Here is a 22961-nt window from a genome sequence, read left to right on the forward strand (position 1 = left end):
GCCCGGCCGGCGAACCGCCGACCGGACCCCACTAGCGTCAACATTCAGAAAAGCGCAGCTGTCGATCTACTGTGAGAACACCTCCAATTCCGAGAGCTGACCGGCCGGCCAGCCGGTGTTCGCGGTGAACGTCAGCTTCACGTACCGCACGTTCGCGGCCGTGAACGTGGCGCTCGCCGTGTTCCCCGTGCCGGGGTCGAAGGTGTAGCCCGCCGACGGCGCGAGCGTCGTGTAGTTCGTGCCGTCGGTGCTGCCCTGGATCAGGATCGTCTGCGTGCGGGTGCCCCACGCCGAGGACGGCGGGAGGTCCATCACGACGCGGCTGACGCTGTGCGAGGCGCCGAGGTCCACCTGGAACCACTGCGGGAAGGCGTTGTCGGTGCTCTCCCAGTAGGAGCTGGTGTTGCCGTCGACCGCGTTGGCGGGCCCGTAGTTCTGCGTGGTGCCGCTCGCGGTCGCCGGCTGGTTCAGCGCCAGGTTGGCGTTGCCGCTGGTGGTGCCGGTGCCCGACAGCGCCACCGTCAGGGGGCTGCTGGGGGCGTTGCTGGCCACCGACAGGGTGCCGTTCGCGGCGCCGGACGCGGTCGGGGTGAAGGTCACCTGGACCGCACAGGAGGCGCCGGCGGCCAGGGAGCTGCCGCAGTTGTTGGTCTGTGCGAACGGTCCCGTGACGCCGACCGAGGAGACGGCCGCCGCGACGCTGCCCGGGTTGGTCACCGTCACGGTCTGCGCGCCGCTGGTCGAGCCGACCGCCTGGTTGCCGAACGACACGCTCGACGGGCTCGCCGTCAGGGCGCTGGGGTTGCCGGTCGAGGAGCCGCCGGGGAAGATCTGGAACTCGGACAGCTGCGCCGCGCTCCAGCCGGTGTTGGCGGTGAAGCTCAGCCGCACGTACCGGGCGCTGGTCCCGGACGGCAGCGCGATGGTGACCGTGTTGCCGGACGACGGGTTGAACGTGTACCCGGCCGAGCCGACGATCTGGCTGTAGTTCGTCCCGTCGGTGCTGCCCAGCACGGACAGCGTCTCGGTGCGGGTGTTCCACGCCGAGGACGGCGGCAGGTTCAGCGTCGTCGAGCCGATCGGCTGCGTCGAGCCCAGGTCCACCGTGATGGTCTGCGGGTAGCCCGCGCCGTCCTGGCTCTCCCAGTAGCTGCTGGTGTTGCCGTCGGTCACATTGGACGCCACGAACGAGGTCTGCGTGCTGCTCGCGGTGGCCGGCTGCCCCTGCGCCAGGTTGGTCGAGGAGGTGATGCCGCGCCCGGACAGCGCGACGCTCAGCGGCCCGCCGGGAGCGCTGGTCGAGACGGTCAGCGTGCCGGTGGCATTGCCGCCGGTGGTCGGCTTGAACGTCACCTGCGCGGTGCAGGAGGCGCCGGCGGCCAGCGAGCCGCCGCAGTTGTTGGTCTGCGTGAACGGCCCGGTGGCGCTGATCCCGGACAGCGCCGCGGCGCTGGTGCCCGGGTTGTTGATGGTCACCGACTGCGGCGCGCTGGTCGAGCCGGAGTTCACGTCGCCGAAGTTCAGGCTGCTCGGCGTGGCGTGCAGGGCGCCGGGCTGCACCGGGTCCGGGAACGTGGTGAGCACCGGGGTGGTGCTCCAGCCGGAGTTCCCGCTGCCGAGGTTGAAGGTGTAGGCGCCCGCGACGTTGCCCGGGTAGCTGTTGTTGTAGGTGCCCGCGACGCCGATCCCGCTCGCGGTCACGCCGCTCACGCTCGCCGCGCCGCCGGTCTCGGCCTGGAACACCGTGGTGCCGGTGTTCTGCACGTTCACGTTGCTGATGTTCAGGCCGTTGGCGAGGTGGCCGGTGCCGTCGCCGCCGACGATCTCGAAGGCCTCATAAGGGCTGTCCAGGATCGCGCCGCCGCTGTAGTTGATCGTGACGTTGCTGAAGTCCGAGTTGTACGGGTCGAACTGGACGGCGCCCATCACGTGGCTCCAGTTCGGGTTGTACGCGCCGGCCCGGATCAGGTAGTTGCCGGAGACGGTGATGGTCCCGGACAACGGGGAGAACGGCTGGAGGAACGCCTCGTTGGAGATGGCCAGGCCGCTGCCCAACGCGTTGTCGTCGGCGATCACGTTGTTGGAGATGGTGTTGTTGGAGCCGCCGTAGTCGGCGATCCCGTTCGCCAGCGTGGGCGCCACGATCGTGTTGTTGCTGAACGTGATGCCGGAGTCGGCGGTCGGGTAGGACCAGATCGCCAGCCCGTCGTCGCCGGTGCCGCGGATGAAGTTGTTCTTCACGGTGTTGTTCGTGGCGTTGCCGTTGAAGTTCAGCCCGTCGGCGTCCGTGGACTCGATCACGCTGTTCTCGACGGTGCCGTTGCTGTTGCCGTACTGGAGCCAGAACCCGACGTTGGTGTCCTGGATCCACAGCCCGTTCACGGTGAAGCCGCTGCCCAGCGAGCCGTCGATGCCGTTCGCCGAGCTGTCGTCATGGCGTCCGACGGTGTTGCCGAGGATCGCGAAGCCGCTGAGGTTCACCGGCCCGGAGACCGACGAGCTGTTGTGGATGAACATGTTCGTCTTGATCTGCGAGTACCAGTTGCCGGCCCCGGCGATCGTCGCCTTCTGGGTCTGGATCGCGTTGTTCACCAGGTAGGTGCCCGGCGGGATCCACACCGAGGTGTTCGCGTTGTTCGCGGCGGTGATCGCGGTGTTGAAGGCGTTGCTGGAGTCGGCGGCGCCGGTGGGGTCGGCGCCCTCGCTGGTCACGGATATCGAGCCGGACGGCTGGGTCGCCGCCGCCGGGGCGTTCCAGAAGTCCGCGACGTCGATCGTGTAGGGCACCGCGGTGTCGGTCGAGTCGACCTGCAGCTTCACGACCGTGCCCTGCGGCAGGGTCTGGCCGAACATCATCCGCGCGTCGTCGAAGAACTTGTGCGTCTTGCTGCCGGTGATGCCGCCGGTGCTGATGTAGCTGTACGCCGAGGTGAGCGAGAGCTCCTTGCTCTGCTTGGTGCCGTTGACGTACACCGACAGCGAGCCGGACGCGCCCTGGTTGAGGTTGTAGTGCACGTCGATGGCGTTGGCGGCGCTGGACAGCGTGAACTGCACGTACTGGCCGGACCCGGTCAGCTGCACGGCCTCCCGGCCGGAGGCCTCGCTGGCGACGGTGCCCTGGGCGAAGCTGGGGCCGAGCAGGGAGCCGGTGTTGGTCGAGGCCTCGGCCTCGTACTCGGTGAACGGCAGGCTCACGCCGGTGCCGCTGGGCACGCTGAAGGGGGACTGGGCCCAGTACGGCGGCGTGCCGGGGCCGTTCATGGCGTGCGCGGGCCCGGCGCCGACCAGCAGGGTCATGCCGGCGACGGCGCTCGCCGCGGCCGTGGCCAGCGCGGTCAGCCGTCTGCGCAGGGGTGGGGCGGAGATGCGGTGTCCGATGACACTCATGCGTCCTCCAGGGCGATTGGTGGATGTGCCTTGTGGGGTGGATCGCACGGCACATCGTTGCAAGGGCGACAGGTGATTGCAAGACTCTGACAGCTCCACGAAATATCACGTTCATTCAACGGAACTCGTGGATCATCGAGTGGAAACGCTGGCCTGCGGGGAGAACGGCGGTCGGGCGCCGGGGCGATGGCGGGCTCGGTGTTCGACCCGGCGATGAAACAAAGCCCGGGCGCCGAGCGGGGCGCTGCGTGACAGGCCCGCGAGGGGGTCCCCGGCGGTCACGCGAGGGCGTCTCGGCTGGGGCTACTTGCCGAACTGCTCGCCACGAACTATTTTCGCGGCCACCAGTGACCACCGCCGACGCCAGCCCACCGCCGACGCCAGCCCACCACCGAAGACAGACGACCCCCACAGCCGGCGAGGAGCCGCGCATGTCCGTAGTCTCGCCGCCGCCTCCCGTCCGGGCCCGGCTGGAGCAGCAGCGCCTGCGCGGCGGCGCTTTGGGGCTGCTGGACATCGCCGGGTCGACGATGGCCAACATCGGGCCGGCGATGAGCTTCTACTTCAGCTTCGGGTTCCTGGCCACGGCCTCCGGCGTCGCCTCGCCGCTGACGATCATCGCGGCCGGCGTCGCCGTCGCGCTGCTGGGGAACACGCTGGCGCAGTTCTCGCGTGCGCATCCCTCCGCGGGCAGCTTCATCACCTTTGTCGGGACCACGTTCGGCGGTGCGAGCGCCGTGGCGACCGCGCTGCTGGCCGCGCTCGGCTACATCATCGGGATCTCGGCGGTGATCGCGGTGTCCGGCGGGTTCCTGGCCACCACGCTGGAGTTCTACGCGGGGTGGAGTCCGCCGTGGGTGGTGTGGACGCTGGTACTGACCGCGGCCTCGGCGGCGCTGATCGTGCGCGGGATCGTGCTGTCGACGAAGGTCGCAGGGTTCTTCTTCGCGGTCGAGTTGGTCATGCTGCTCGTGGTGTCGGTCGCGGCGATCGTCAAGCACGGCGGCCATCTGTCGGCGGCGCCGTTTCTGCCCAGCCACATCAAGGGCGGGATGTCGGGGCTTGCTGAGGGTTTCCCGCTGGCGGTGTACCTGTTCATCGGGTGGGAGAACTCGGCGGCGCTGGCCGAGGAGAGCGAGAATCCGCGGCGGGACGTGGGGCGTGCGGTGTTCTCCTCGGTCGCGGTGATGTCGCTGAGCTACGTGCTGTTCGCGTACGCGACGGTCACCGGGTTCGGATACGACGTGCACAAGGTCGGTGCGGCGGACGTGCCGTTCATCGTGGTGGCACGCGGGACGCTGGGGGTTCTGGCGTTCCTGGCGTACCTCGCGGGGCTCACCTCGACGGTCGGCTCGCTCATTGCCGGCGCCAACTCGCAGACCCGGCTGCTGTTCAACGCCGGGCGGGAGCGGCTGTTCCCGGCGTTCCTGGGGTACGTGCACCCGACGCGGCGCACGCCGACGAACGCCATCCTCACGTTCATCGCCGCCGCGTTGGTGATCATCGGCGGCTGGGGGCTGGGGCACCTGATCGGAGGCGGCGGGGGAGCAGGGCACGGGGGACCGATGGACGCCACCGTGTTCTTCGCCGAGGCCTCGTCGATGGGATCGATCCTGATCCTGCTGGTGTACCTGGCGGCGAACGTCGCGCTGCCGTTCTACTACCGCAGGTACCGGCCCACGGAGTTCCGGGTGGTACGGCACGTCGTGCTGCCGGCGCTCGGCGCGGCGGTGATCGTCGTGCCGCTGTACTTCCTGGTGAAGCCGGGGCAGCCCGCGCCGTACAGTTGGTTCCCGTATGTCTCGCTCGCCCTGCTGGTCGCCTCGGTGGCGTACGCGGTCGTGCTGACGCGGCGCGACCCGGCGCTGGGCGAGCGGGTCGGGGCGGTCGTCGCCGACGGTTATGAGGAATGAGTGAGCGTTTCGACCTGCGCGGCTACCGCTCGCCCCGCGATTTAGAGTGTCTAGCGTGGCGAACTCTGCGGGTAAGTTCGGGCCCTACCCGGCGCCGGCCTCGGCGGCGCCGGCCCGCGGCGCGACCACCGCCCGGCTCCCGGTCCGGCAGCAGACCGGCGCCGAGCTGATCCGCTCCCGGATAGCACTGCGGGTGCGACTCGGGGTGCTCGCTCCCGGCGAGCGCCTGCCGGACACCGGCGTCATCGCCGAGGAACTCGGCATGAGCGAGATGACGGTGCGCCGCGCCCTGGAGACGATGTGCCAGGACGGCCTGCTGGACCGCCGGCGCGGGCGCGTCGGCGGCACGTTCGTCGCGTCGAACTGGGACGAGATCGCCGCGGCCTTCCGCGACGAGGAGCAGGCGGCGTCACTGGAGGACTTCCATCTGCTGCTGGAGTGCGGGCTGGTCGCGCGCTCGGCGGACGAGCTGCCGCCGGACTGGGATTCCGGGCTGCTGGCCGTGGTCGACGAGATGAACGCCGCGGACGACCATGCGGAGCTGCTGCGCTTGGAGACGTGCTTCCATCTCGGGTTGGCCGAGGCGCTGGGGAACGGGATGGCCGGCGAGGAAGTGGCGGATCTGCTCGGGCGGCTGTGTTTGTTGGCGGCGGTGCCGGCGGCGGAGCTGCTGCAGGAGCGGAACAAGCATCATGCTGATTTGCTCGCCGCGCTGGAGCTGGGGCGGTTGGACGCTGCGGTGGGGGCGGTGAAGGCGCATAGCGGGGCAGGCGGGGTCTAACCTCCCGCCGGCGCCCACACGACGTCATCCGTCGCCGGCAAGGTGGTGACGGTCTGCGCGCCGTGCACCAACGTTGTCGAGGTCATGGTCGCCGTCCGGCTGTAAACGTCCACCGTGCCGACGCGCTGGGCCACCCAGCCGTCCGGTCCATAGTCGGCCTGCAGGATGCCGGTGCCGATGCTGACCCAGTGCCCTGACTGAAGTCGGCACACGATCGGCGCGATGCTCGCCGAGGCTGAGGCCGAGGCTGAGGCCGAGGGGCTCGGGGTGGGCTGGTTCGGTATGGCGCCCGGGCAGCTCGACGCGTTCGGCGTCAGCGACGCGTACGCGGTGCCCGACGTATCGAACCAGAGTCCTTCGGTCCAGTATCCGTATGGGCCGCCGCCGGTCGGCACCTGCGGCAGGGCGACCGCGCCGGTGGTGGCGTCCACGACGACGGCGGTCTCCATGCCGCCGCACGCGCCGGCCCTGAGGTACTGCGAGAAGGCCAGCCGGCGGCCGGTGGGGTCGCTGCCGTAGAGGCGCAGGGCGCCGTCGATCTGGCTCTGAGTCTGGGGTGTCGAGCGGCTGAGGTCTGCGTTGCCCAGTTCGGTCGCCTGGAACTCGGCGTTGACGCGGTACAGCACTTGGGGTCCGCCCCCGTCGCTCCCGCCCGCGTTCCCGTACGAGACCACGAGTCCGGTCGGCGAGACCGCCCCCAGCAGCAGGAAGTCGGTGTCGATTCCGATGGAGGGGATGCCGGTGACCGGCCGGGACGCGGGTGCGCCGAGACCGGAGGCCGGGAACACGATCAGGCGCGGCGTCGCAGTGCCCTGCTGGCCCCCGGCGTCCGCGGCGGCCACCGAGGCCGCGTGCCCGCCGACGAACGCGATGCCGGCGCAGCCCGGGCAGCCGAAGACCCGCAGGACATGGGACGCGGGCTGGAACACCTCGACCGCGTCCGAGGTCAGCCAGGCCAGCTGGGTCCCGTCCGGCGACCACACCAGGTCGGTGACCGGGTGATCGCCGGCGAGGGCGGGCGCCAGGCTGGACGGGGCGTCGTCGCCGCAGCGCAGATACACCGCGGAGCCGACCGAGTAGGCCAGCGCGGGACTCGTCGCGCTCTTGGCGCTCTCGGTATTCCCGGTGTTCCCGGCGCACGGGGTGGGCACGAGGCGCTCGATGCTGTAAATGCTCCACAGCTCGATGAGGCTGGTGTTCGCGGCACCGCCGGATCCCGTCAAGGCCGGCTCCGGCGTGGTCAGGGCCAGGAACCGGCCGTTCGGGCTGAACGCGATCGAGGACACCGCGGTACCGGCCTGCGGGTAGAGGAAGGCAGCCGTCTTCCGGGTGTGCGGATCCAGCAACGCGAGGCCTTCGTCTTCGTTGGCCACCGCCATCAGGTTGCCGGCCGGGCTGAACGTGCCCAGGTAGTTGTTCCGGTTGCTGTCGGACAGGTTCACTCCCAGCTCGGTGAAGGTCTCGGTCGACGAGTCCCACAGCCAGGCCGCGGGGTAGGTGACTGGATAGTTGCTGGTGGTGTCCGCGCTGGAGCCGAACGACGGGTACTCGGTGATCTGCCCGGCGAGAAGGAGATGCGATCCGTCGGAGTCGAACGATGCCGAGGACACGTAGGCGTTCAGGCCTGTGGTCCCGTTCGGCAGCGTCGGGACGATCGTGAGGGTCCTGGTGATCCGCATCGAGCGGACATCCCAGAGCTTGGCCACGCCGTTGTTGTCGGCCACCGCCAGGGTCGTGCCGTTGCCGGAGTAGGTCACGAACCGGGCGTCTCCCCCGAACTCGGCTTGGTCGTCCGCGACGTAGACCGAGGCGTGGGTCGCCGTGTCCATCAGCACGAAGTTCTTCAGGCCGGCGACGGCCAAGGTCTTTCCGTCTGGGCTGTACGCGAGGCTTCGCACTCCGTTGGTGGTCAGCGGGAAGGAGCCGGTCACCGTGCGCGTGGCGGGATCCACGAACCCGATCTCGGTGACTTCTTCTCGGGCCTCCGTCTGCTGGTAGCCCACGGCGAGGGTCCGGCCGTCGGGGCTGAACGCCAGGGCGAGGGCGTTGATGGGCTGTGGGTTTTGAGGGGCGGGTTCCAGCGTCGCGCTCACCGTGCCGGTGGCGGCATCGCGTAGTTCGACCTTGTCGTTGTTCAGGATGTCGGCCAGCGTCTTGCCGTCCGGGCTGTAGGTCAGGGCGGCGACCGTGCCGTTGGCGGTGGCCCGGGCGACAGTGCTCGGCGAGATCGTCGTCGACACCGCGGCCACGGTGGCCGGTTTCTCGCTGCCCGAAGCAGGCCCGGACGTCCCGCGTCCCGCGGAGTGGCCGGTGACGACGATGGCGACGGCTGCGGCCGCGAGGGCGACGACGGTCAGGCCCGCGGCCAGAGTCCGCCCTCTTAACCCACTGATACGCACCATGGCGGTTCCCCTCAATGAGCCCAGTCCGCCGGGAAGGTCGGCGACGTCACCCGGGTGAAGGTCGTGCCGTAGACGCCGCCGGTGTACCAGGGCAGGCCGGCCGAGCCGACGATGTGGAAGTCCCGGCCGTTGTCCGTCAGCACCTCCGAGGCCTCATGGCCGTCCGTCTGCCAGCTCACCTTGACGTCGAAGGTGCAGTCGCAGCCGGAATCGCGGACGGCAAGCAGCAGGACCGCCGGGTTGGTGTTGGTGACGTAGTAGTACTGCGGCGGACCGCCCGCCGAGTTCTGCCCGCCGCCGGGGGAGAACGGCACGGTCACCGGTGCTGCGGAGTCGAGGTCCGTCTCGTACTGGCTGACCGTCCCGCTGCCCTGGCCGCCGAGCGCGAGGATCCCGATCACGCCGGTCGTGACGTTAGGTTTCCGGCTGCGCATGATGACCTGTGGCGCGCTGACGGTGATCGCGTCGATCCCGGTGGTCTGCAACGGGATCTCCACGATGGCCACGCCGGCCGGGGTCAGACTTGTCCGGTGCGTCACGGCCGCCGTCAGGTCGGCCGCCGACCCCGGCACGTAGTAGCCGACGGAAGACGTGACGACGGCCACGCGGCAGCACCACCCGGCGGTCGCCTCGAGAGTCTCCGGCGCCGGCTTGGCCGGCGAAGACGGTGCCGCGTGGTCGGAGCCGGTGCTGGACGAGGTGTGCCAGAACTTCTGCGACAAGAGCGAGTCGCCGGGCGCGACCATGGCGACGACGAGGTTCCCTAATGCCGTCATCACGAGCACACCCGTGGCGGTGCGCAGCGCGATCCGCATTCTGCGGCTCCGCGTCGGTACCGGGTTGCCGTCGGCGTCCCTCTTGGTGCGCTTGGCGGTGAGCAGCCGTCGCCATTCCTCTTCATCGGGCGGCACATTGCCTTGCCCCGACAGATTCGTCAGTGCCTTGGCCACGCGCATCAGTCTCTGGATATCTTCGGGTTTGCGCGTTCCGTCGAACCAGGCTTCGAATTCCTCTTCCGGAACTTCGGATGCGACGGCGAGCAGCGAGCGATCATAAGGCGTCGGCGCGCTCCTGAGATGATCGATCGCCTGGCTCTCGAGCTGCTGTAGGGAATCGGTGAACTCGGACGTCTTCGCGCCGACCCGGCCGCGCCAGTGGATCACTGTCCCCCCTCGAGACGTGTCTTCCACACATTACTCGGGTCCAGTGTGGGGCAATAGTGATTCCATTTCTGCGGTCGATGTTTTTTTGTGACAAAGGGTGATCGGTTGTCTGGCGGGCATCTTTTCGGCGACAATGCCGTGCGATGGTGATGACACGTCGTTGAAGCACCATCGCCCGGTCTTGGCGGTCCGCCCGCTGCCGATTCGCCCCGCGCGGCCCGCCGAGCCCTTGCCCGGCGCCGGAAGCTGCCCGCACGCGACCCGGCGCCGCCGATATTTGCTCACGCCGACCCATTACCCCTTGTTTATCTGCTCCCTGTGAGCTAATTTCTCGGCAAGACCGCGGCCCCGCTCTGAATCCCCCTCATCCGCCTGCCGTCGAGGAGCAGCCATGTCCACCATGGATCCCCCGTCCACCGCGCCCGCGCCGTCGGCCGCCGAGTCCGAGCCGGGTGGTGACCGCCTGCGCGGCGGTTCGCTGGGTTTGCTCGACATCGCCAGTTCCACCATGGCCAACATCGGGCCGGCGATGAGCTTCTACTTCGGGTTCGGGCTGCTGGCCACCACGGCCGGGGTGGCCTCGCCGCTGACCATCGTCGTCGCCGGGATCACCGTCGCGCTGCTGGGGAACACGCTGGCGCAGTTCTCGCGGGCGCATCCCTCGGCCGGCGGGTTCATCACGTTCGTGGGCAAGACTTTTGGGCCGACCAGTGCGGTCACCACCGCGCTGCTCATCACCGCCGGGTACATCATCGCGATATCGTCGGTCATCGCGATCTCCGGCGGGTTCCTGGAGAACACGCTGCACTACTACTTCCACTGGAACGTGCCGTGGATCCTGTTCACGGTCGTGCTCACCGGGCTCGCGGTGCTGCTGATGATCCGGGGCGTCGGGGTCTCCACCAAGCTCGCCGGGTACTTCTTCGCCATAGAGATGCTGGTGCTGGTCGTGGTGTCGGTGTGGACCATCGCCAAGCACGGGGCGCACCTGTCGCTCAAGCCCTTCGAACCGAGTCACGTCAAGGGCGGCATGTCAGGGCTCGCCGAGGGCTTCCCGCTGGCGATCTACATGTTCGTCGGGTGGGAGAACTCCGCGGCGCTCGCCGAGGAGACCGACAATCCGCGCCGCAATGTCGGGCGGGCCGTGTTCTCCTCCATCGGGATCATGTCGGTGGGATACGTGGTCTTCGCCTATGCCACCGTCACCGGCTTCGGGTACGACGTCGACAAGGTCGGTGCCTCCGATGTGCCGTTCATAGACGTCGCGCACGGGACGCTGGGCATCCTGGCCTTCTTCGCGTACATCGCGGGCCTGACCTCCACCCTCGGCTCGCTCATCTCCGGCACGAACTCCCAGACCCGCCTGCTGTTCAACGCCGGACGTGAGCGCCTGTTGCCGGCCTTCCTCGGCCGCGTGCACCCGGCGCGGCGCACGCCGCTGAACGCGATCGTCGTCTTCGTCTCGGCGGGCATGCTGATCATCGGCGGCTGGGGCCTGCTGCACATCATCGGCGGCAAGGGGACGATGAACCCGGTGAACTTCTTCGGCGAGTCCTCGACCATGGGCACCATTCTGATCCTGCTGGTGTATCTGGCCTCGAACCTCGCGCTGCCGTTCTACTACCGCAAGTACCGGCGCGAGGAGTTCCACGTCGTCAAGCATGCGGTGCTGCCGCTGATCGGGGCCGCGGCGATCGTCGTGCCGCTGTACTACCTGGCCAAGCCGGGGCAGGCCACGCCGTACGACTGGTTCCCGTACCTGGCGCTCGGCATGTTGGTGCTGGCGCTGGTCTACGCGGTGATCCTGGTCCGACGCGATCCGGGCCTGGGAGAACGGGTCGGGTCGATCGTCGCCGACGCGGAGTGACCGGCGAGGAGTGAAGAAGGTGAACAAGCCGGGCGGCACCTCCCCCGAGGAGTGCCGCCCGGGCTCATGGCCTCATGGCCTCATGGCCGTCAGGTGGCCAGGCGCTGGAACTTGCTGGCGTGGAAGACCAACGGGGGCACCGTCCCGTCGGCGTCCAGGTCGAGGACCCGGAACAGGATGATGTCGTGGTCCCCGCCCGGGTGCACGGACTCGATCTCGCACTCCAGCCAGGCGCTCGCGCCCTCGACGAAGACCGCGCCGTCCGCGCTCGTGCGGTAGTCCAGCGAAGCGAAGCGGTCCCCGCTCTTCGACGACAGTTGGCGGACCGCCGTCTCCTGGTGCGCGCCCAGGACGCTGATGCCGAGGCGCGGCAGCGTGCGCAGCAGCGGCCAGGTCGTCGAGCGGACGTCGGCGCACACCGAGACCAGCGCGGGCGCCAGCGACACCGTGTTGAACGAGCTCGCGGCCAAGCCCACCGGGACGCCGTCCACGAGGGCGGCTATCGCGGTCACGCCGGTCGGGAACGCGCCGTAGACGCGTCGCAGTTCCTTGGGATGGTGGGAGGCGGCGGTGGTGAGGTCCTGGACAGTCATCGGTTCTCCCGTCTCGCCCACTCCTCGGCCAGCAGCCGGTAGGAGGCGACGCGGTCGGCGTGGTCGTGGGTGATGGTGGTGACGATCAGCTCGTCCGCGCCGACCGCGTCGCGCAGCACCTCCAGCTGGTCCGCGACCTGCGCCGCGGTCCCGACGAACTGGGTCTCGACCCGGTCGGCGACCAGCTCGCGGTCGGCCTCGCTCCAGGGCAGGGCGCGCGCCTCCCGCGGCGTCGGGAACTGGATCGCGCCCTCGGCGGTGCGGATGCTGCGCACCCACGGGCCGTAGCCGGCGGCCAGTTCCCGCGCCTGCTCCGCGCTTTCGGCCACGACGACGTCGGCCGAGACGGCGATGTGCGGCTGGTCGAGCTCGTCCGAGGGCTTGAACGCGGCGCGGTAGCCCTCGGCCGCCTCCAGCACGGTCGCCGGGCTCACGTGGTAGTTGGTCGCGAAGCGCAGCCCGTTGCCGCCGGCCACCTCGGCGCTGGCCCCGCCGCTGCTGCCCAGGATCCAGATCTGCACGTCGGCGCCCTCGCCGGGCACGACGTGCGCCTCCTGGCCGTTGCCGTCGACGTAGGTGCCGGCCAGCAGCGCGAGGATGTCGGCGATCTGGTCCACGTACTCGGGGGTCTGGGCGCCCGGCTGCTGGAGCAGGACCTTGTGCAGCGCGAAGCGCGGCGACTTCAGCAGCGGCGCGAAGTCGAAGCGCGGCGGGATGCGCAGGCCGTTGGCGGTGTGGCCGTCGACGACGGACGCCGGGCCGACCAGCGCGGGCTGCGGCGACGTGCCGGGCGTGCGGCTGCCGCCGGAGCGGCCGAGCCCGAGGTCGAAGCGCCCCGGGAAGGCGGCGTCGAGCAGGCCGAACTCCTCGACGGTGTTCAGCGGCGTCCGGTGGCCGAGCAGCACGGCGCCGGAGCCGAGCCGGATGGTCGAGGTCGCGGCGGCGGTGAGGGCGAGCACGACGGCGGGACTGGTGCCGGCCACACCGGGATTGAGGTGGTGCTCGGCGAACCAGTAGCGCGCGTAGCCGAAGCTCTCGGTCTGCTTGGCGAGGTCGATGCTGTTGCGCAACGCCTCGGAGGCGGTGGATCCGGAGCTGATCGGGACCAGGTCCAGGACGCCGAGGGGAGTGGTGGACATCGGGATCAGGCTCCTTGGGGGGACGGGACGAGGTGCGGCGGCCAGAGGGAGGACGGCTCGGCGGCGGGGCCGACCGTTGCGGCGGCTGCCGGGATTCCGGGCGCGGCGTCGGCGAGGAAAGCGGCGCGGGCGTCGGCGGTCGGGTCCGCGGCCGGTGCGACGGAAGCCGCGTCGGCGTCCGGCCGGGCGTCCCAGTCCCACGGCGGGTCGGGGATCTCCCGCCGCAGCACCGGCGCGATCTCCGCCTGGAACCGCTCCAGCGAGGCCCGGTGCTCGGCGGCGCTCAGGCCCGAGGGCTCGGCCTGCAGGTGCATGACCGTGTGCCCGAACTGCTCGTGGTACCGGTGCACCTTCTCCAGGATCTGCTGCGGGCTCCCGATCAGCGCGGAGCTGCGCGTCACGAAGTCCTCCAGGGTCGGGAACACCGGCTCGACGCCCAGCCGCTTGCACATCGCCAGATGCCCGGCGAACACCGGCGCGTAGCCGCGCAGCGCCTCCTGCGACGTCGCCGCCGCGTAGAAGCCGGCGGTTCCGGCGCCGACCGCGGCCTTCGCCGGGTCGTGGCCGTGGAACGCCCAGCGTTCGCGGTAGTAGCGGATCAGCTCGGCGTAGGGCTCGATCGGGTTCGTCACGTTCGCCGAGAAGAGCGGGTCGCCGTAGTGCGCGGCGAGGTCGACCGACTCCTTCGACGTCGCGCTGCCGTGCCAGACCCGGATCGGCTGCTGGAACGGCCGCGGCCAGACCTCGGCGTCGGTGAGCGCCGGCCGGAACTTCGGCGTGGCCGTCACCTTGTCCTGGCGCCAGATCCGCCGGAACAGTTCATACGCCTCGGCGTTGCGCTCCCACTGGTCTTCGGGGGTCACGTGAAAGAGCTCGCGTTGCGCCGAGCCATTGCCCTTACCGATGATCAGCTCCAGCCTGCCCCCCGACAGGTGGTCGAGCGTCGCATAGTCCTCATACGCACGGACCGGATCCAGCAGGCTCAGCGTCGTGACCGCGGTGAAGAGCTTGATCCGGCTGGTCTTCGCCGCGATGTGGCTCAGCACGACCGTCGGCGAGGAGGAGATGAACGGCCGCTCGTGCCGCTCGCCGACGCCGAACCCGTCGAAGCCCAGCTCCTCGGCGAGCACCGCGGCGTCGACGACCTGCCGGAACCGCTCGTTCGCCGAGGCCTGCACGCCGGTGGTCGGATCCGGGGCGTGCACGATCAGCGAGATGGTCAGGAACTTCATCGACCGGCTCCCGCCGCGCCCGCTCCCACCACACCGGCCTCCGCCGCGACAACTTCCGTCGCCGCAGAACCCACAGCCGCCGACGGAGTCTTGCGCGGCTTGGCCAACCCCAAGTGCTCGCGCAGCGTCGTGCCCTCGTACTCCGTACGGAACCGCCCCCGCTCCTGCAGCAGCGGCACCACGGTGTCGGCGAACGTGTCGAACCCACCCGGCGTGATGTGCGGCACCAGGATGAACCCGTCCGCCGCGTCGGCCTGCACCAGCTCGTCGATCTGCGTCGCGACGGTCTCGGCCGACCCGATGAACGACTGCCGCGAGGTCTTCTCGATCATCAGCTCCCTGATCGACAGCCCCTTGGTCTCGGCCTCCTCCCGGTACTCACGTGCGGCGGCGATCCGGTCCCGGTACATCCGGTCCGCGGCCCGGCCCTTGGAGATCGAATCGCCGCTGACATCGGGATCGATCTCCGGCAGGGGCCCGTCGGGGTCGTACGCGCTCAGGTCCCGGTTCCACAGCTGCTCCAGGAACTTGATCGCGGTCTGCCCGCTGACCTGCGCGCGCCGCACCTCGACCGCCAGCTCCGCGGCCTCGGCGTCGGTGTCGCCGAGCACGAACGTCGCCGCGGGCAGGATCAGCAGGTCCTCATGCGTGCGGCCGTACTTCGCCAGCCGGCCCTTGACGTCGGCGTAGAACGCCTTGCCCGGCTCCAGCTGGCTGTGCCGCCCGAAGATCGCGTCGGCGGCGGCCGCGGCGAACTCCCGGCCGCCGTCGGAGTCGCCGGCCTGGAAGATGACCGGCCGCTCCTGCGGCGAGGTCGGCACGTTGAACCGCCCGGCTATGTCGAAGTGCCGGTCCCGGTGCTCGAAGGTGCCGGCCTTCGGGTCGGAGAGGAAGACCCCTGATTCCTTGTCCGCCTCGATCCGGTAGCCGTCCCAGGAGTCGAACAGCTCCCACGCCGTGCGCAGGAACGTCTGCGCGCGGTCGTACCGGTCCTCCTCGGCGAGGTAGCCGCCGCGCCGGAAGTTCTCGCCGGTGAAGGCGTCCCACGAGGTCACGACGTTCCACGCCGCGCGCCCCTCGGACAGGTGGTCCAGCGACGCGAACTGCCGCGCCACCTCGTAGGGCTCGTTGAACGTGGAGTTGATGGTCCCGGTCAGGCCGATCCGGTCGGTGACGGCGGCCAGCGCCGAGAGCACCGTGAAGGTGTCCGGGCGCCCGACCACGTCCAGGTCGTAGATCTGCTCGCCCTGCTCGCGCAGCCGCAGACCCTCGGCCAGGAAGAAGAAGTCGAACTTCGCGCGCTCGGCGGTCTGCACGAAGTGTTTGAACGAGGCGAAATCGATGTGGCTGCCGGCGGCCGGGTCGCTCCACACCGTGGTGTTGTTGACGCCGGGGAAGTGCGCGGCCAGATGGATCTGCTTCACGGGCTTGCTCATGCTTAAGCTCTTTCTCTGCTTCGCTAGACCGCGGCCAGCGCGGGATCGGAGGCGGCTGCGGCGTAGCGGTTGGCGGGGCGCGAAAGGCCCAGGTGCCCGCGCAACGTCGTGGTCTGATACGCGGTGCGGAACAGGCCGCGGGCCTGGAGTTCCGGCACCAGACTGCGGGTGATCTGCGTCAGATCGTGCGGCAGCGTGGCCGGGCGCAGCCGGTAGCCGGTGAGCCCGGCGTGCCGCCAGTCGGCCAGCAGATCGGCGAGCTCCGACGGCGTCCCGGCGAAGATGTGCGCGTCGCTGGTGAACGGCGTGCCGGCCAGCTCGTCCAGGCGCGCCCGGCGCTCCTCGGCGGCCTGGGTGCTCTCGTCGAGGAAGACCACGAGATCGCCGAACACGTGCAGGGTGTCCGACGCGCGGCCGACGGACTCCTGCTCGCGCCGGATCTCCGCGACGATCGCGGCCGCGCCCGCCCGGTCGTGCGGGGTGACGAAGCCGACGTCGGCGGAGCGCGCGATGAGCTGGTAGGGGATGGTCGCGTGGCCCAGGGCCGTGACGATCGGCTGGCCCTGCGGCGGGCGCGGGGTGATCGACGGGCCCCGCACGTCGAACCAGTCGCCCTCGAAGTCGATGTGGTGCAGCTTGTCCCGGTCGACGAAGCGGCCGGTGGCGGCGTCGCGGATCTCGGCGTCGTCCTCCCAGCTGTCCCACAGGCGTCGCAGTACCTCGACATAGTCGCCGGCCTCGCTGAAACGTTCCGCTATCTGCGCCTGGACCTCATCGGTGTCGATGTCGGCCAGCCGGACCGGCTCGGTGGTGCGGCGCCCGAACAGCGCGAACTCGTACGGCTTGGCCGATATCTGGATCCGCAGACCGGCCCGGCCGATCGAGGCGTAGTCCAGCGTGGCGATCGCCTTCGACAGGTGGAACGGCTCGGAGTGGGTGGCCACGACGGTCGGCACGATCCCGACGTGCGAGGTCGCCGGTGCCGTCCGGGCCGCGGTCAGCACCGCGTCCAGACGGCCCCGGACCTGGTCGACGCGGTCGTCGACGTCGTTGAAGTCAGTGCTCTGCTGCCCGAAGGAGTCCTCGATGGTGACGAAGTCGAGCAGGCCCTCCTCGGCCTCGGCGACCAGGTCGGTCCAGTAGCGGCCGCGGAACAGCTCGTCGGGGCGGGCGTCCGGCTCGCGCCAGGCGGCCGGGTGCCAGCCCGCGCCGTCCAGGGCGACGGCCAGGTGGATCAAGGAGGGGAGGTCTGGGGACATGCGGAATCGCTTTCTGCGCACCGGTGCGCCGCGGTGGTCGGGCCGCCGTCGTGATGGGACGGCGGCCGGGCGGGACGCGCGGGGTGCACGTGAAGAGAGGGATGGAGAACAAGGAATCGCCCCGGGCGCCGTAGGCGCGGGCTGGTGCAGGTGAGGCGGGGAAGAGCTCGTTCAGACGCGCCGGTGCGCGGGACACAGGGCGCTGGCGATGCGCTGCAGGTCGATGTGGCGCCGCGAGTAATAGCCGGTGGCGGTGGGCAACGCCTTCACCTCCCTCGCTGTTCTGGTCGGAATCCCTATTGAGATACTGGGGATAGTAGAGCACGTCCTGAGTTCGTCAAGAAGATCGTCGTTCTCAGTCCGCATCGTGGACGGGCACCTGGTAGGCGCCGAACACCACGTGCCGGCGCAGCACGAATCCGAGCTGCTCGTACAGCCGGATCGCGGTGTGGTTCTCGGCGCTGGTGTGCAGGAACGGGATCTCGCCGCGTTCGCGGATCCCGTGCGCCACCGCGTGCACCAGACGCGTGGCCAGCCCCTGCCCGCGGAAGTCGGCGCGCGTGCACACCGCGCTGATCTCGGTCCAGCCCGGCGGGTGCAGGCGCTCGCCGGCCATCGCGATCAGCCGCCCCTCGTGCCGCAGGCCCAGATAGGTGCCCAGCTCGACGGTCCGCGGCCGGAACGGCCCGGGGTTGGCGTGCTCGACCAGCGCGGTCATCTCCGGAACGTCGTCGGCGCCGAGCCGGACGACGTCGGGATCGGCCGCGCCGAAGAAGTCCTCGCCGGTCATCTGGACGCCGGGGATCCGCATCACCTGCTCCCAACCCGGTGGCGTGGACGGTTCGTTGCCGCCGGTGGGCAGCACGCCGCCGGGGCCGAGCAGCTTGGCGGCGTCGCGCCAGTCCTGCTCGCCGGGGTTCGGCGGCAGCGAGACGAAGATCGAGACGTCCGGGTGGTAGCGGAGCACCGCGCCGACCGATTCGGCGAACCGCGCGTGCGCGCCGAGCAGCGAGGCGCGGGCCGGATCGTCCAGAACGTGAGACGGGGCTGACGGATCAGTGGGCTTTGTTGGCATGCTGATGACCGTACCCAATCTCCAGTAGTTCGATAGGCATGGTCTTGACGAAGCGAGGTGTGGCCCGTATGCAGTCTTTGTATTCCCAGCTCCGGGTCATCCGGCGCCATGTCGACCTGCTGCGTGTCAACAGTGCGCTGTGTCCGGGTGACGCTCCGGTCCGCTGACCGGCCGTCCTGTCTCGTCCCGACCCGCCTCGAAGGCACTCACCATGACTGACGTAACGGAGCGGATACCGCTCCTGTCCGCTCCTGCCGACGATCCGATTCCCGCCGACGAACACCTGCTGGCGGCCCGCCTGGTGGCACCGCGCCGCCCGGGCCTGTGGGTCTCGGCCGCGCTGCTGCTGGTGCTGGCCGCGATGCTGGTCCACACGCTGGTGACCAACAAACGCTTCCAATGGCCCGTGGTCCGCGGCTACTTCTTCGAGCACTCCATCCTGCACGGCCTGGAGCTCACGATCTGGCTGACCGCCGCGGTCCTGGTCACCGGCTACCTCCTGGGCACCGCGGTGGCCGCCGCGCGGCTGTCGAAGAACCCGATCCTGAAGTCCCTCGGGTTCGGCTTCGTCTGGCTCATCCGCTCGGTGCCGATGCTGGTCCAGCTGCTCTTCTGGTACGAGCTCGCGTCGCTGTACCCCAAGCTGTCGCTGGGGATCCCGTTCGGTCCGGAGTTCGCCACCTTCAAGACCGCGCACCTGTTCGGCGGGATCCTGGCCGCGTTCGTCGCACTGAGCCTGGACGTCGCCGCGTTCTCCGCCGAGATCGTCCGCGGCGGCATCCTGGCCGTCCCGGCCGGCCAGGTCGAGGCCGCGCAGGCGCTGGGCCTGGGCCGCGGCCGGATCTTCCGGCGGATCGTGCTGCCGCAGGCGATGCCGGCGATCGTGCCGGCCTCGGGCAACCTGCTGATCGGGATGCTGAAGGCGACCTCGATCGTCAGCGTCATCGCGGTGCAGGACCTGCTGTACTCCTCGCAGCTCATCTACAACGAGAACTTCCAGATCATCCCGCTGCTGCTGGTCGCGACGCTGTGGTACATCGTCTTGACGACCCTGCTGTCCATCGGGCAGTACTTCGTCGAACGGCGCTACGCACGCGGGACGAACCGGCGCGGTGACGGCTTCGGCACGTTGTTCCGGCGCAACCTGCCGTTGTTCGGCCGGGGCGGACTGGCCACCGGAGCCACCGGAGGCACCGGAGCTACCGGGGCCACCGGGAGCGGGTCGTGACCGCCGACGGGGCGCGGCCCCTGGTCCGGGTCAGGGGTCTGCGGAAGAGCTTCGGCGCGCACCGCGTGCTCGACGGCGTCGACCTGGACGTCGCCGAGGGCTCGGTGACGGTGTTGCTCGGCCCGTCGGGCTCGGGCAAGTCCACCCTGCTGCGCTGCGTGAACCACCTGGAGCGGCCGGACGCCGGCTTCGTCGAGGTGGCCGGCGAGGTCGTCGGCTACCGCTACCGCGACGGCCGGCTGCACGAACTGCCGGCCCGCGAGATCACCCGGCAGCGCACCCAGGTCGGCATGGTCTTCCAGCAGTTCAACCTGTTCCCGCATCTCACGGTGCTGGAAAACCTCGTCGAGGCGCCGGTGGCGGTGCGCGGCGTGCCGAAGTCCGAGGCGGCTTCCAAGGCGGGGGAACTGCTGGCCCGGGTCGGCCTGGCCGGCCGGGAAGGCGCCTACCCCCGCGAGCTGTCCGGCGGCCAGCAGCAGCGCGTGGCCATCGCGCGGGCGCTGGCGATGGAGCCGCGGCTGCTGCTGTTCGACGAGCCGACCTCGGCGCTGGACCCCGAGCTGGTCGGCGAGGTGCTGGGCGTGATCCGGGACCTCGCGGTCGGCGGCATGACGATGATCATCGTCACCCACGAGATCGGGTTCGCCCGGGAGGTCGCCGATCAGGCGGTGTTCCTGGACGGCGGCCGGATCGTCGAGTCCGGCGCGCCCTCCGACGTGCTGGACCGGCCGGGCAACGAGCGCGCGCGGGCCTTCCTGTCCGCAGTCCTCTGATCCACTCCGGCATCCACTCCGGCATCAGATCTCTGACTTTCACCCCTCATATTCCATCCCGAAGGGACCACTTCCGTGACGACCCCCGGCCGTCCAGGCCGTCGATCGCCCCTTGCCGCTTTTGTCGGCACAGCGCTGGCGGCAGCCACTGTCCTGCTGGCCACGGCCTGCGGCTCGACCTCCAAGCCGGTCGCCGGCGCGCCGGTCGCGGCCGCGGGCAGCGCTTCGGCGTCGCTCCCGACCCAGGACGTGGTCTCCGGCGTGCAGACCGATCCCAAGCTGAAGTCCGAACTGCCGGCATCCGTCGCCTCTCGCGGCACGCTGCTGCTGGGGACCACGCAGCCCACCGGCCTGTCCGGGCTGCCGCACGACGGCGTGGACGCCGCAGGCAAGGAGGTCGGCCTGGACGTCGACCTGCGCAACGCCATCGCCAAGAAGCTCGGCGTCACCTGGGACACCCAGTACGGCACGTTCCAGACCATCATCCCGGGCACCCAGAACGGCAAGTTCGACGTCGGCTGGGGCAACTTCGGCGTCACCAAGGCCCGCGAGCAGATCGTGGACTTCGCCACGTACCTCACCGACGGCCAGTCGTTCCTCGGCGCGTCGAGCGTGTCCGCGGACAAGATCAGCACCCTGGCGGACCTGTGCGGCTACACCGTCGCGACCAGCCCCGGCTCGACGTTCCAGCAGATCCTCACCAACGGTGCGTCGCAGTGCTCTGCGGCCGGCAAGAAGCCGTACCAGGTCCAGTACTTCTCCGACAGCGCCCCGATCTTCCTGGGCCTGGCCAACGGGAAGATCGACGTGCTGTTCGGCCCGACGCTGAGCGTGAAGTACGACGCGCTGCACGTGCCGAACACGAAGTTCCTCGGCCAGATCAGCACCACACCGGTCGGTGTGGTGACGGCCAAGGGCTCGCCGCTGACCAAGCCGCTGTCCGACGCGGTGAACGCGCTGATCGCCGACGGCAGCTACGCGAAGATCTTCGCCAAGTGGGGCGTCCCCGACACCGAGGTGAAGACCTCGCAGGTCAACCCGGATCCGGGCTTCTGATGAGCATCTCCGCAGAACCCGCTGAGGGCGTCGGGATCGCTGAGCGACCGCACCTGGAACTGAGCACGCAGCGCGTGATCCCGCTACGCCATCCCGGCCGGTGGATCGCGACCATCGCAGTCCTCGTACTGGCCGCGCAGTTCGTCCACGGCCTGGCCACCAACCCCTTCTACCAGTGGGGCCGGTTCGGCTACTGGTTCGCGCGGCCGGTCATCCTGCGCGGCCTGTGGGTCACGCTGGAGGTCACCGCGCTGTCGGCGGTGCTCGGGCTGCTCTTCGGCGTGGTGCTGGCGCTGGCGCGGTTGTCGCACAATCCGGTGTTGCGGACGATCAGCTGGGTCTACATCTGGCTGTTCCGCTCGGTGCCGCTGATCGTGGTGCTGCTGATCCTGTTCAACTTCAGCGCGCTCTACAAGACGCTGAGCCTGGGCGTGCCGTTCGGGCCGAGCTTCTTCCGCTTCGACGAGAACAAGCTGGCCACGGAACTCGTGGTGGCGACGATCGGGCTGAGCCTGAACGAGGCCGCCTACGCCGCCGAGGTGGTGCGCGGCGGGATCCTGTCGGTGGGACGCGGGCAGCGGGAGGCTGCGGCGGCGCTCGGGCTGCCGCGGTGGTACCAGTTCCGGCGGATCGTGCTGCCGCAGGCGCTGCGGGCGATCGTGCCGGCGTATGTCAACCAACTGATCGGGCTGATCAAGGGCACGTCGCTGGTGTTCTACGTCTCGCTGCTGGACCTGTTCGGGCAGGTGCAGACGATGAGCAGCACCTATCCCGGCGACGTGGTGCCGCTGCTGCTGGTCGCGACGGCCTGGTACGTGATCCTGACCAGCCTGGTGTCGGCGGCGCAGTACTGGATCGAGCGTCGGCTGCGGGCGGGGGAGCGATGAGCGCGCTCGCCGCCGCGGTGGAGGTCCGCGGAGCCAGCAAGTCGTTCGGGGCGCACAAGGTGCTCGACGACGTCGATCTGACGGTGTGCCCGGGGCACGTCACGGTCATCATCGGCCCATCCGGGGCGGGGAAGTCGACGCTGCTGCGGGCCATCAACCACCTGGAGAAGCTGGACGCCGGACACGTGTCGGTGAACGGTGTCCTGATCGGGGTGCGGCAGCACGGGACCCGGCTGAAGGAGCTCAGCGAGCGCGCGATCCTGGCTCAGCGGGCTGACATCGGGTTCGTGTTCCAGGACTTCAACCTGTTCCCGCATCTGACGGTGGTGGAGAACGTCGCCGCGGCACCGGTGGCGACCGGCCGGGCGACGAAGGCCGAGGCGCGGAAGCGCGCCCTGGAGCTGCTGGCCTCGGTGGGGCTGGCCGAGAAGGCCGACGCCTATCCGTCGCAGTTGTCGGGCGGGCAGCAGCAGCGGGTCGCGATCGCGCGGGCGCTGGCGCTGCGGCCCGGGGTGGTCCTGTTCGACGAGCCGACCTCGGCACTGGATCCGGAGCTGGTCGGCGAGGTGCTGGCCGCGATGAAGGATCTGGCCGGGACCGGGACGACGCTGATCGTGGTCACACACGAGATCGGGTTCGCGCGGGAGGCCGCGGACCGGGTCGTGTTCATGGACGGCGGCCGGATCGTCGAGGAGGGGTCGCCGGAGGAAGTGCTGGAGCGGCCCCGGCATCCGCGGACTCGTGAGTTTCTGAGCAAGGTCCTTTAACAG

Annotated in this window: 18 protein-coding genes; 8 read left to right on the top strand and 10 right to left on the bottom strand. The window is 69.9% G+C overall.

Annotated elements, in window-relative coordinates:
- Positions 1–66: 66 nt before the first annotated feature.
- On the bottom strand, positions 67–3387 hold the full coding sequence (locus GWK61_RS12265) for a discoidin domain-containing protein (RefSeq protein ID WP_194908460.1): 3321 nt from the start codon (positions 3385–3387) through the stop codon (positions 67–69).
- A gap of 431 nt (positions 3388–3818) precedes the next feature.
- Between GWK61_RS12265 and GWK61_RS12270 the strand changes: the two genes are divergently transcribed.
- Entirely contained in the window at positions 3819–5300 is a 1482-nt protein-coding gene (locus GWK61_RS12270; RefSeq protein WP_194908461.1) for an APC family permease, read from the top strand.
- A 55-nt stretch (positions 5301–5355) separates the two neighbouring features.
- Complete coding sequence (locus tag GWK61_RS12275) at positions 5356–6081, top strand: FadR/GntR family transcriptional regulator (protein WP_194908462.1); 726 nt, start codon at positions 5356–5358, stop codon at positions 6079–6081.
- On the opposite strand, the gene GWK61_RS12280 is transcribed toward GWK61_RS12275, so the two are convergent.
- Positions 6078–8483: a WD40 repeat domain-containing protein gene (locus GWK61_RS12280; protein WP_194908463.1), complete on the bottom strand. Its 2406-nt coding sequence runs from the start codon at positions 8481–8483 to the stop codon at positions 6078–6080. The genes GWK61_RS12275 and GWK61_RS12280 overlap by 4 nt on opposite strands.
- 11 nt (positions 8484–8494) lie before the next feature.
- A complete protein-coding gene (locus tag GWK61_RS12285; RefSeq protein WP_194908464.1) occupies positions 8495–9433 on the bottom strand; it encodes a hypothetical protein in 939 nt (312 codons plus the stop codon).
- Positions 9434–10046: 613 nt separating this feature from the next.
- On the opposite strand from GWK61_RS12285, the gene GWK61_RS12290 reads away from it, so the two are divergent.
- A complete protein-coding gene (locus tag GWK61_RS12290) occupies positions 10047–11513 on the top strand; it encodes an APC family permease (RefSeq protein ID WP_369125580.1) in 1467 nt (488 codons plus the stop codon).
- 89 nt (positions 11514–11602) lie between these two features.
- Here GWK61_RS12290 and GWK61_RS12295 read toward each other — a convergent pair whose 3' ends face one another.
- The 7 genes from GWK61_RS12295 to GWK61_RS12320 all read right to left on the bottom strand — a co-directional run bounded on the left by GWK61_RS12295 (position 11603) and on the right by GWK61_RS12320 (position 18247).
- Positions 11603–12106 (bottom strand): flavin reductase family protein, encoded by a 504-nt coding sequence (locus GWK61_RS12295; RefSeq protein WP_194908466.1) that lies wholly within the window; start codon positions 12104–12106, stop codon positions 11603–11605.
- Entirely contained in the window at positions 12103–13245 is a 1143-nt protein-coding gene (locus GWK61_RS12300; protein ID WP_194908467.1) for an LLM class flavin-dependent oxidoreductase, read from the bottom strand. The genes GWK61_RS12295 and GWK61_RS12300 overlap by 4 nt, the downstream gene beginning before the upstream one ends.
- A gap of 5 nt (positions 13246–13250) precedes the next feature.
- Positions 13251–14477: an LLM class flavin-dependent oxidoreductase gene (locus tag GWK61_RS12305; protein ID WP_194908468.1), complete on the bottom strand. Its 1227-nt coding sequence runs from the start codon at positions 14475–14477 to the stop codon at positions 13251–13253.
- Complete coding sequence (locus GWK61_RS12310) at positions 14474–15913, bottom strand: NtaA/DmoA family FMN-dependent monooxygenase (protein WP_194908469.1); 1440 nt, start codon at positions 15911–15913, stop codon at positions 14474–14476. The genes GWK61_RS12305 and GWK61_RS12310 overlap by 4 nt, the downstream gene beginning before the upstream one ends.
- Before the next feature lie 23 nt (positions 15914–15936).
- Positions 15937–17172, bottom strand: coding sequence for an LLM class flavin-dependent oxidoreductase (locus GWK61_RS12315; protein WP_194908470.1), 1236 nt, complete (start codon positions 17170–17172; stop codon positions 15937–15939).
- 171 nt (positions 17173–17343) lie between these two features.
- Positions 17344–17538, bottom strand: coding sequence for a putative leader peptide (locus GWK61_RS60680; RefSeq protein WP_369125579.1), 195 nt, complete (start codon positions 17536–17538; stop codon positions 17344–17346).
- Positions 17528–18247, bottom strand: coding sequence for a GNAT family N-acetyltransferase (locus tag GWK61_RS12320; protein ID WP_194908471.1), 720 nt, complete (start codon positions 18245–18247; stop codon positions 17528–17530). The genes GWK61_RS60680 and GWK61_RS12320 overlap by 11 nt, the downstream gene beginning before the upstream one ends.
- 211 nt (positions 18248–18458) lie before the next feature.
- On the opposite strand from GWK61_RS12320, the gene GWK61_RS12325 reads away from it, so the two are divergent.
- From GWK61_RS12325 to GWK61_RS12345, 5 genes are all read left to right on the top strand, one after another.
- Complete coding sequence (locus GWK61_RS12325; RefSeq protein WP_194908472.1) at positions 18459–19475, top strand: amino acid ABC transporter permease; 1017 nt, start codon at positions 18459–18461, stop codon at positions 19473–19475.
- Complete coding sequence (locus GWK61_RS12330) at positions 19472–20248, top strand: amino acid ABC transporter ATP-binding protein (protein WP_323747530.1); 777 nt, start codon at positions 19472–19474, stop codon at positions 20246–20248. Before GWK61_RS12325 ends, GWK61_RS12330 begins: the two co-directional genes overlap by 4 nt.
- A gap of 75 nt (positions 20249–20323) precedes the next feature.
- Complete coding sequence (locus GWK61_RS12335) at positions 20324–21304, top strand: transporter substrate-binding domain-containing protein (protein WP_323747531.1); 981 nt, start codon at positions 20324–20326, stop codon at positions 21302–21304.
- Complete coding sequence (locus GWK61_RS12340; RefSeq protein ID WP_194908473.1) at positions 21304–22191, top strand: amino acid ABC transporter permease; 888 nt, start codon at positions 21304–21306, stop codon at positions 22189–22191. Before GWK61_RS12335 ends, GWK61_RS12340 begins: the two co-directional genes overlap by 1 nt.
- Positions 22188–22958, top strand: a complete 771-nt coding sequence (locus GWK61_RS12345; protein ID WP_194908474.1) for an amino acid ABC transporter ATP-binding protein — start codon at positions 22188–22190, stop codon at positions 22956–22958. Before GWK61_RS12340 ends, GWK61_RS12345 begins: the two co-directional genes overlap by 4 nt.
- The last annotated feature ends 3 nt before the right edge of the window (positions 22959–22961 follow it).

The sequence above is a fragment of the Catenulispora rubra genome, assembly GCF_015356825.1.
Taxonomy (GTDB): domain Bacteria; phylum Actinomycetota; class Actinomycetes; order Streptomycetales; family Catenulisporaceae; genus Catenulispora; species Catenulispora rubra.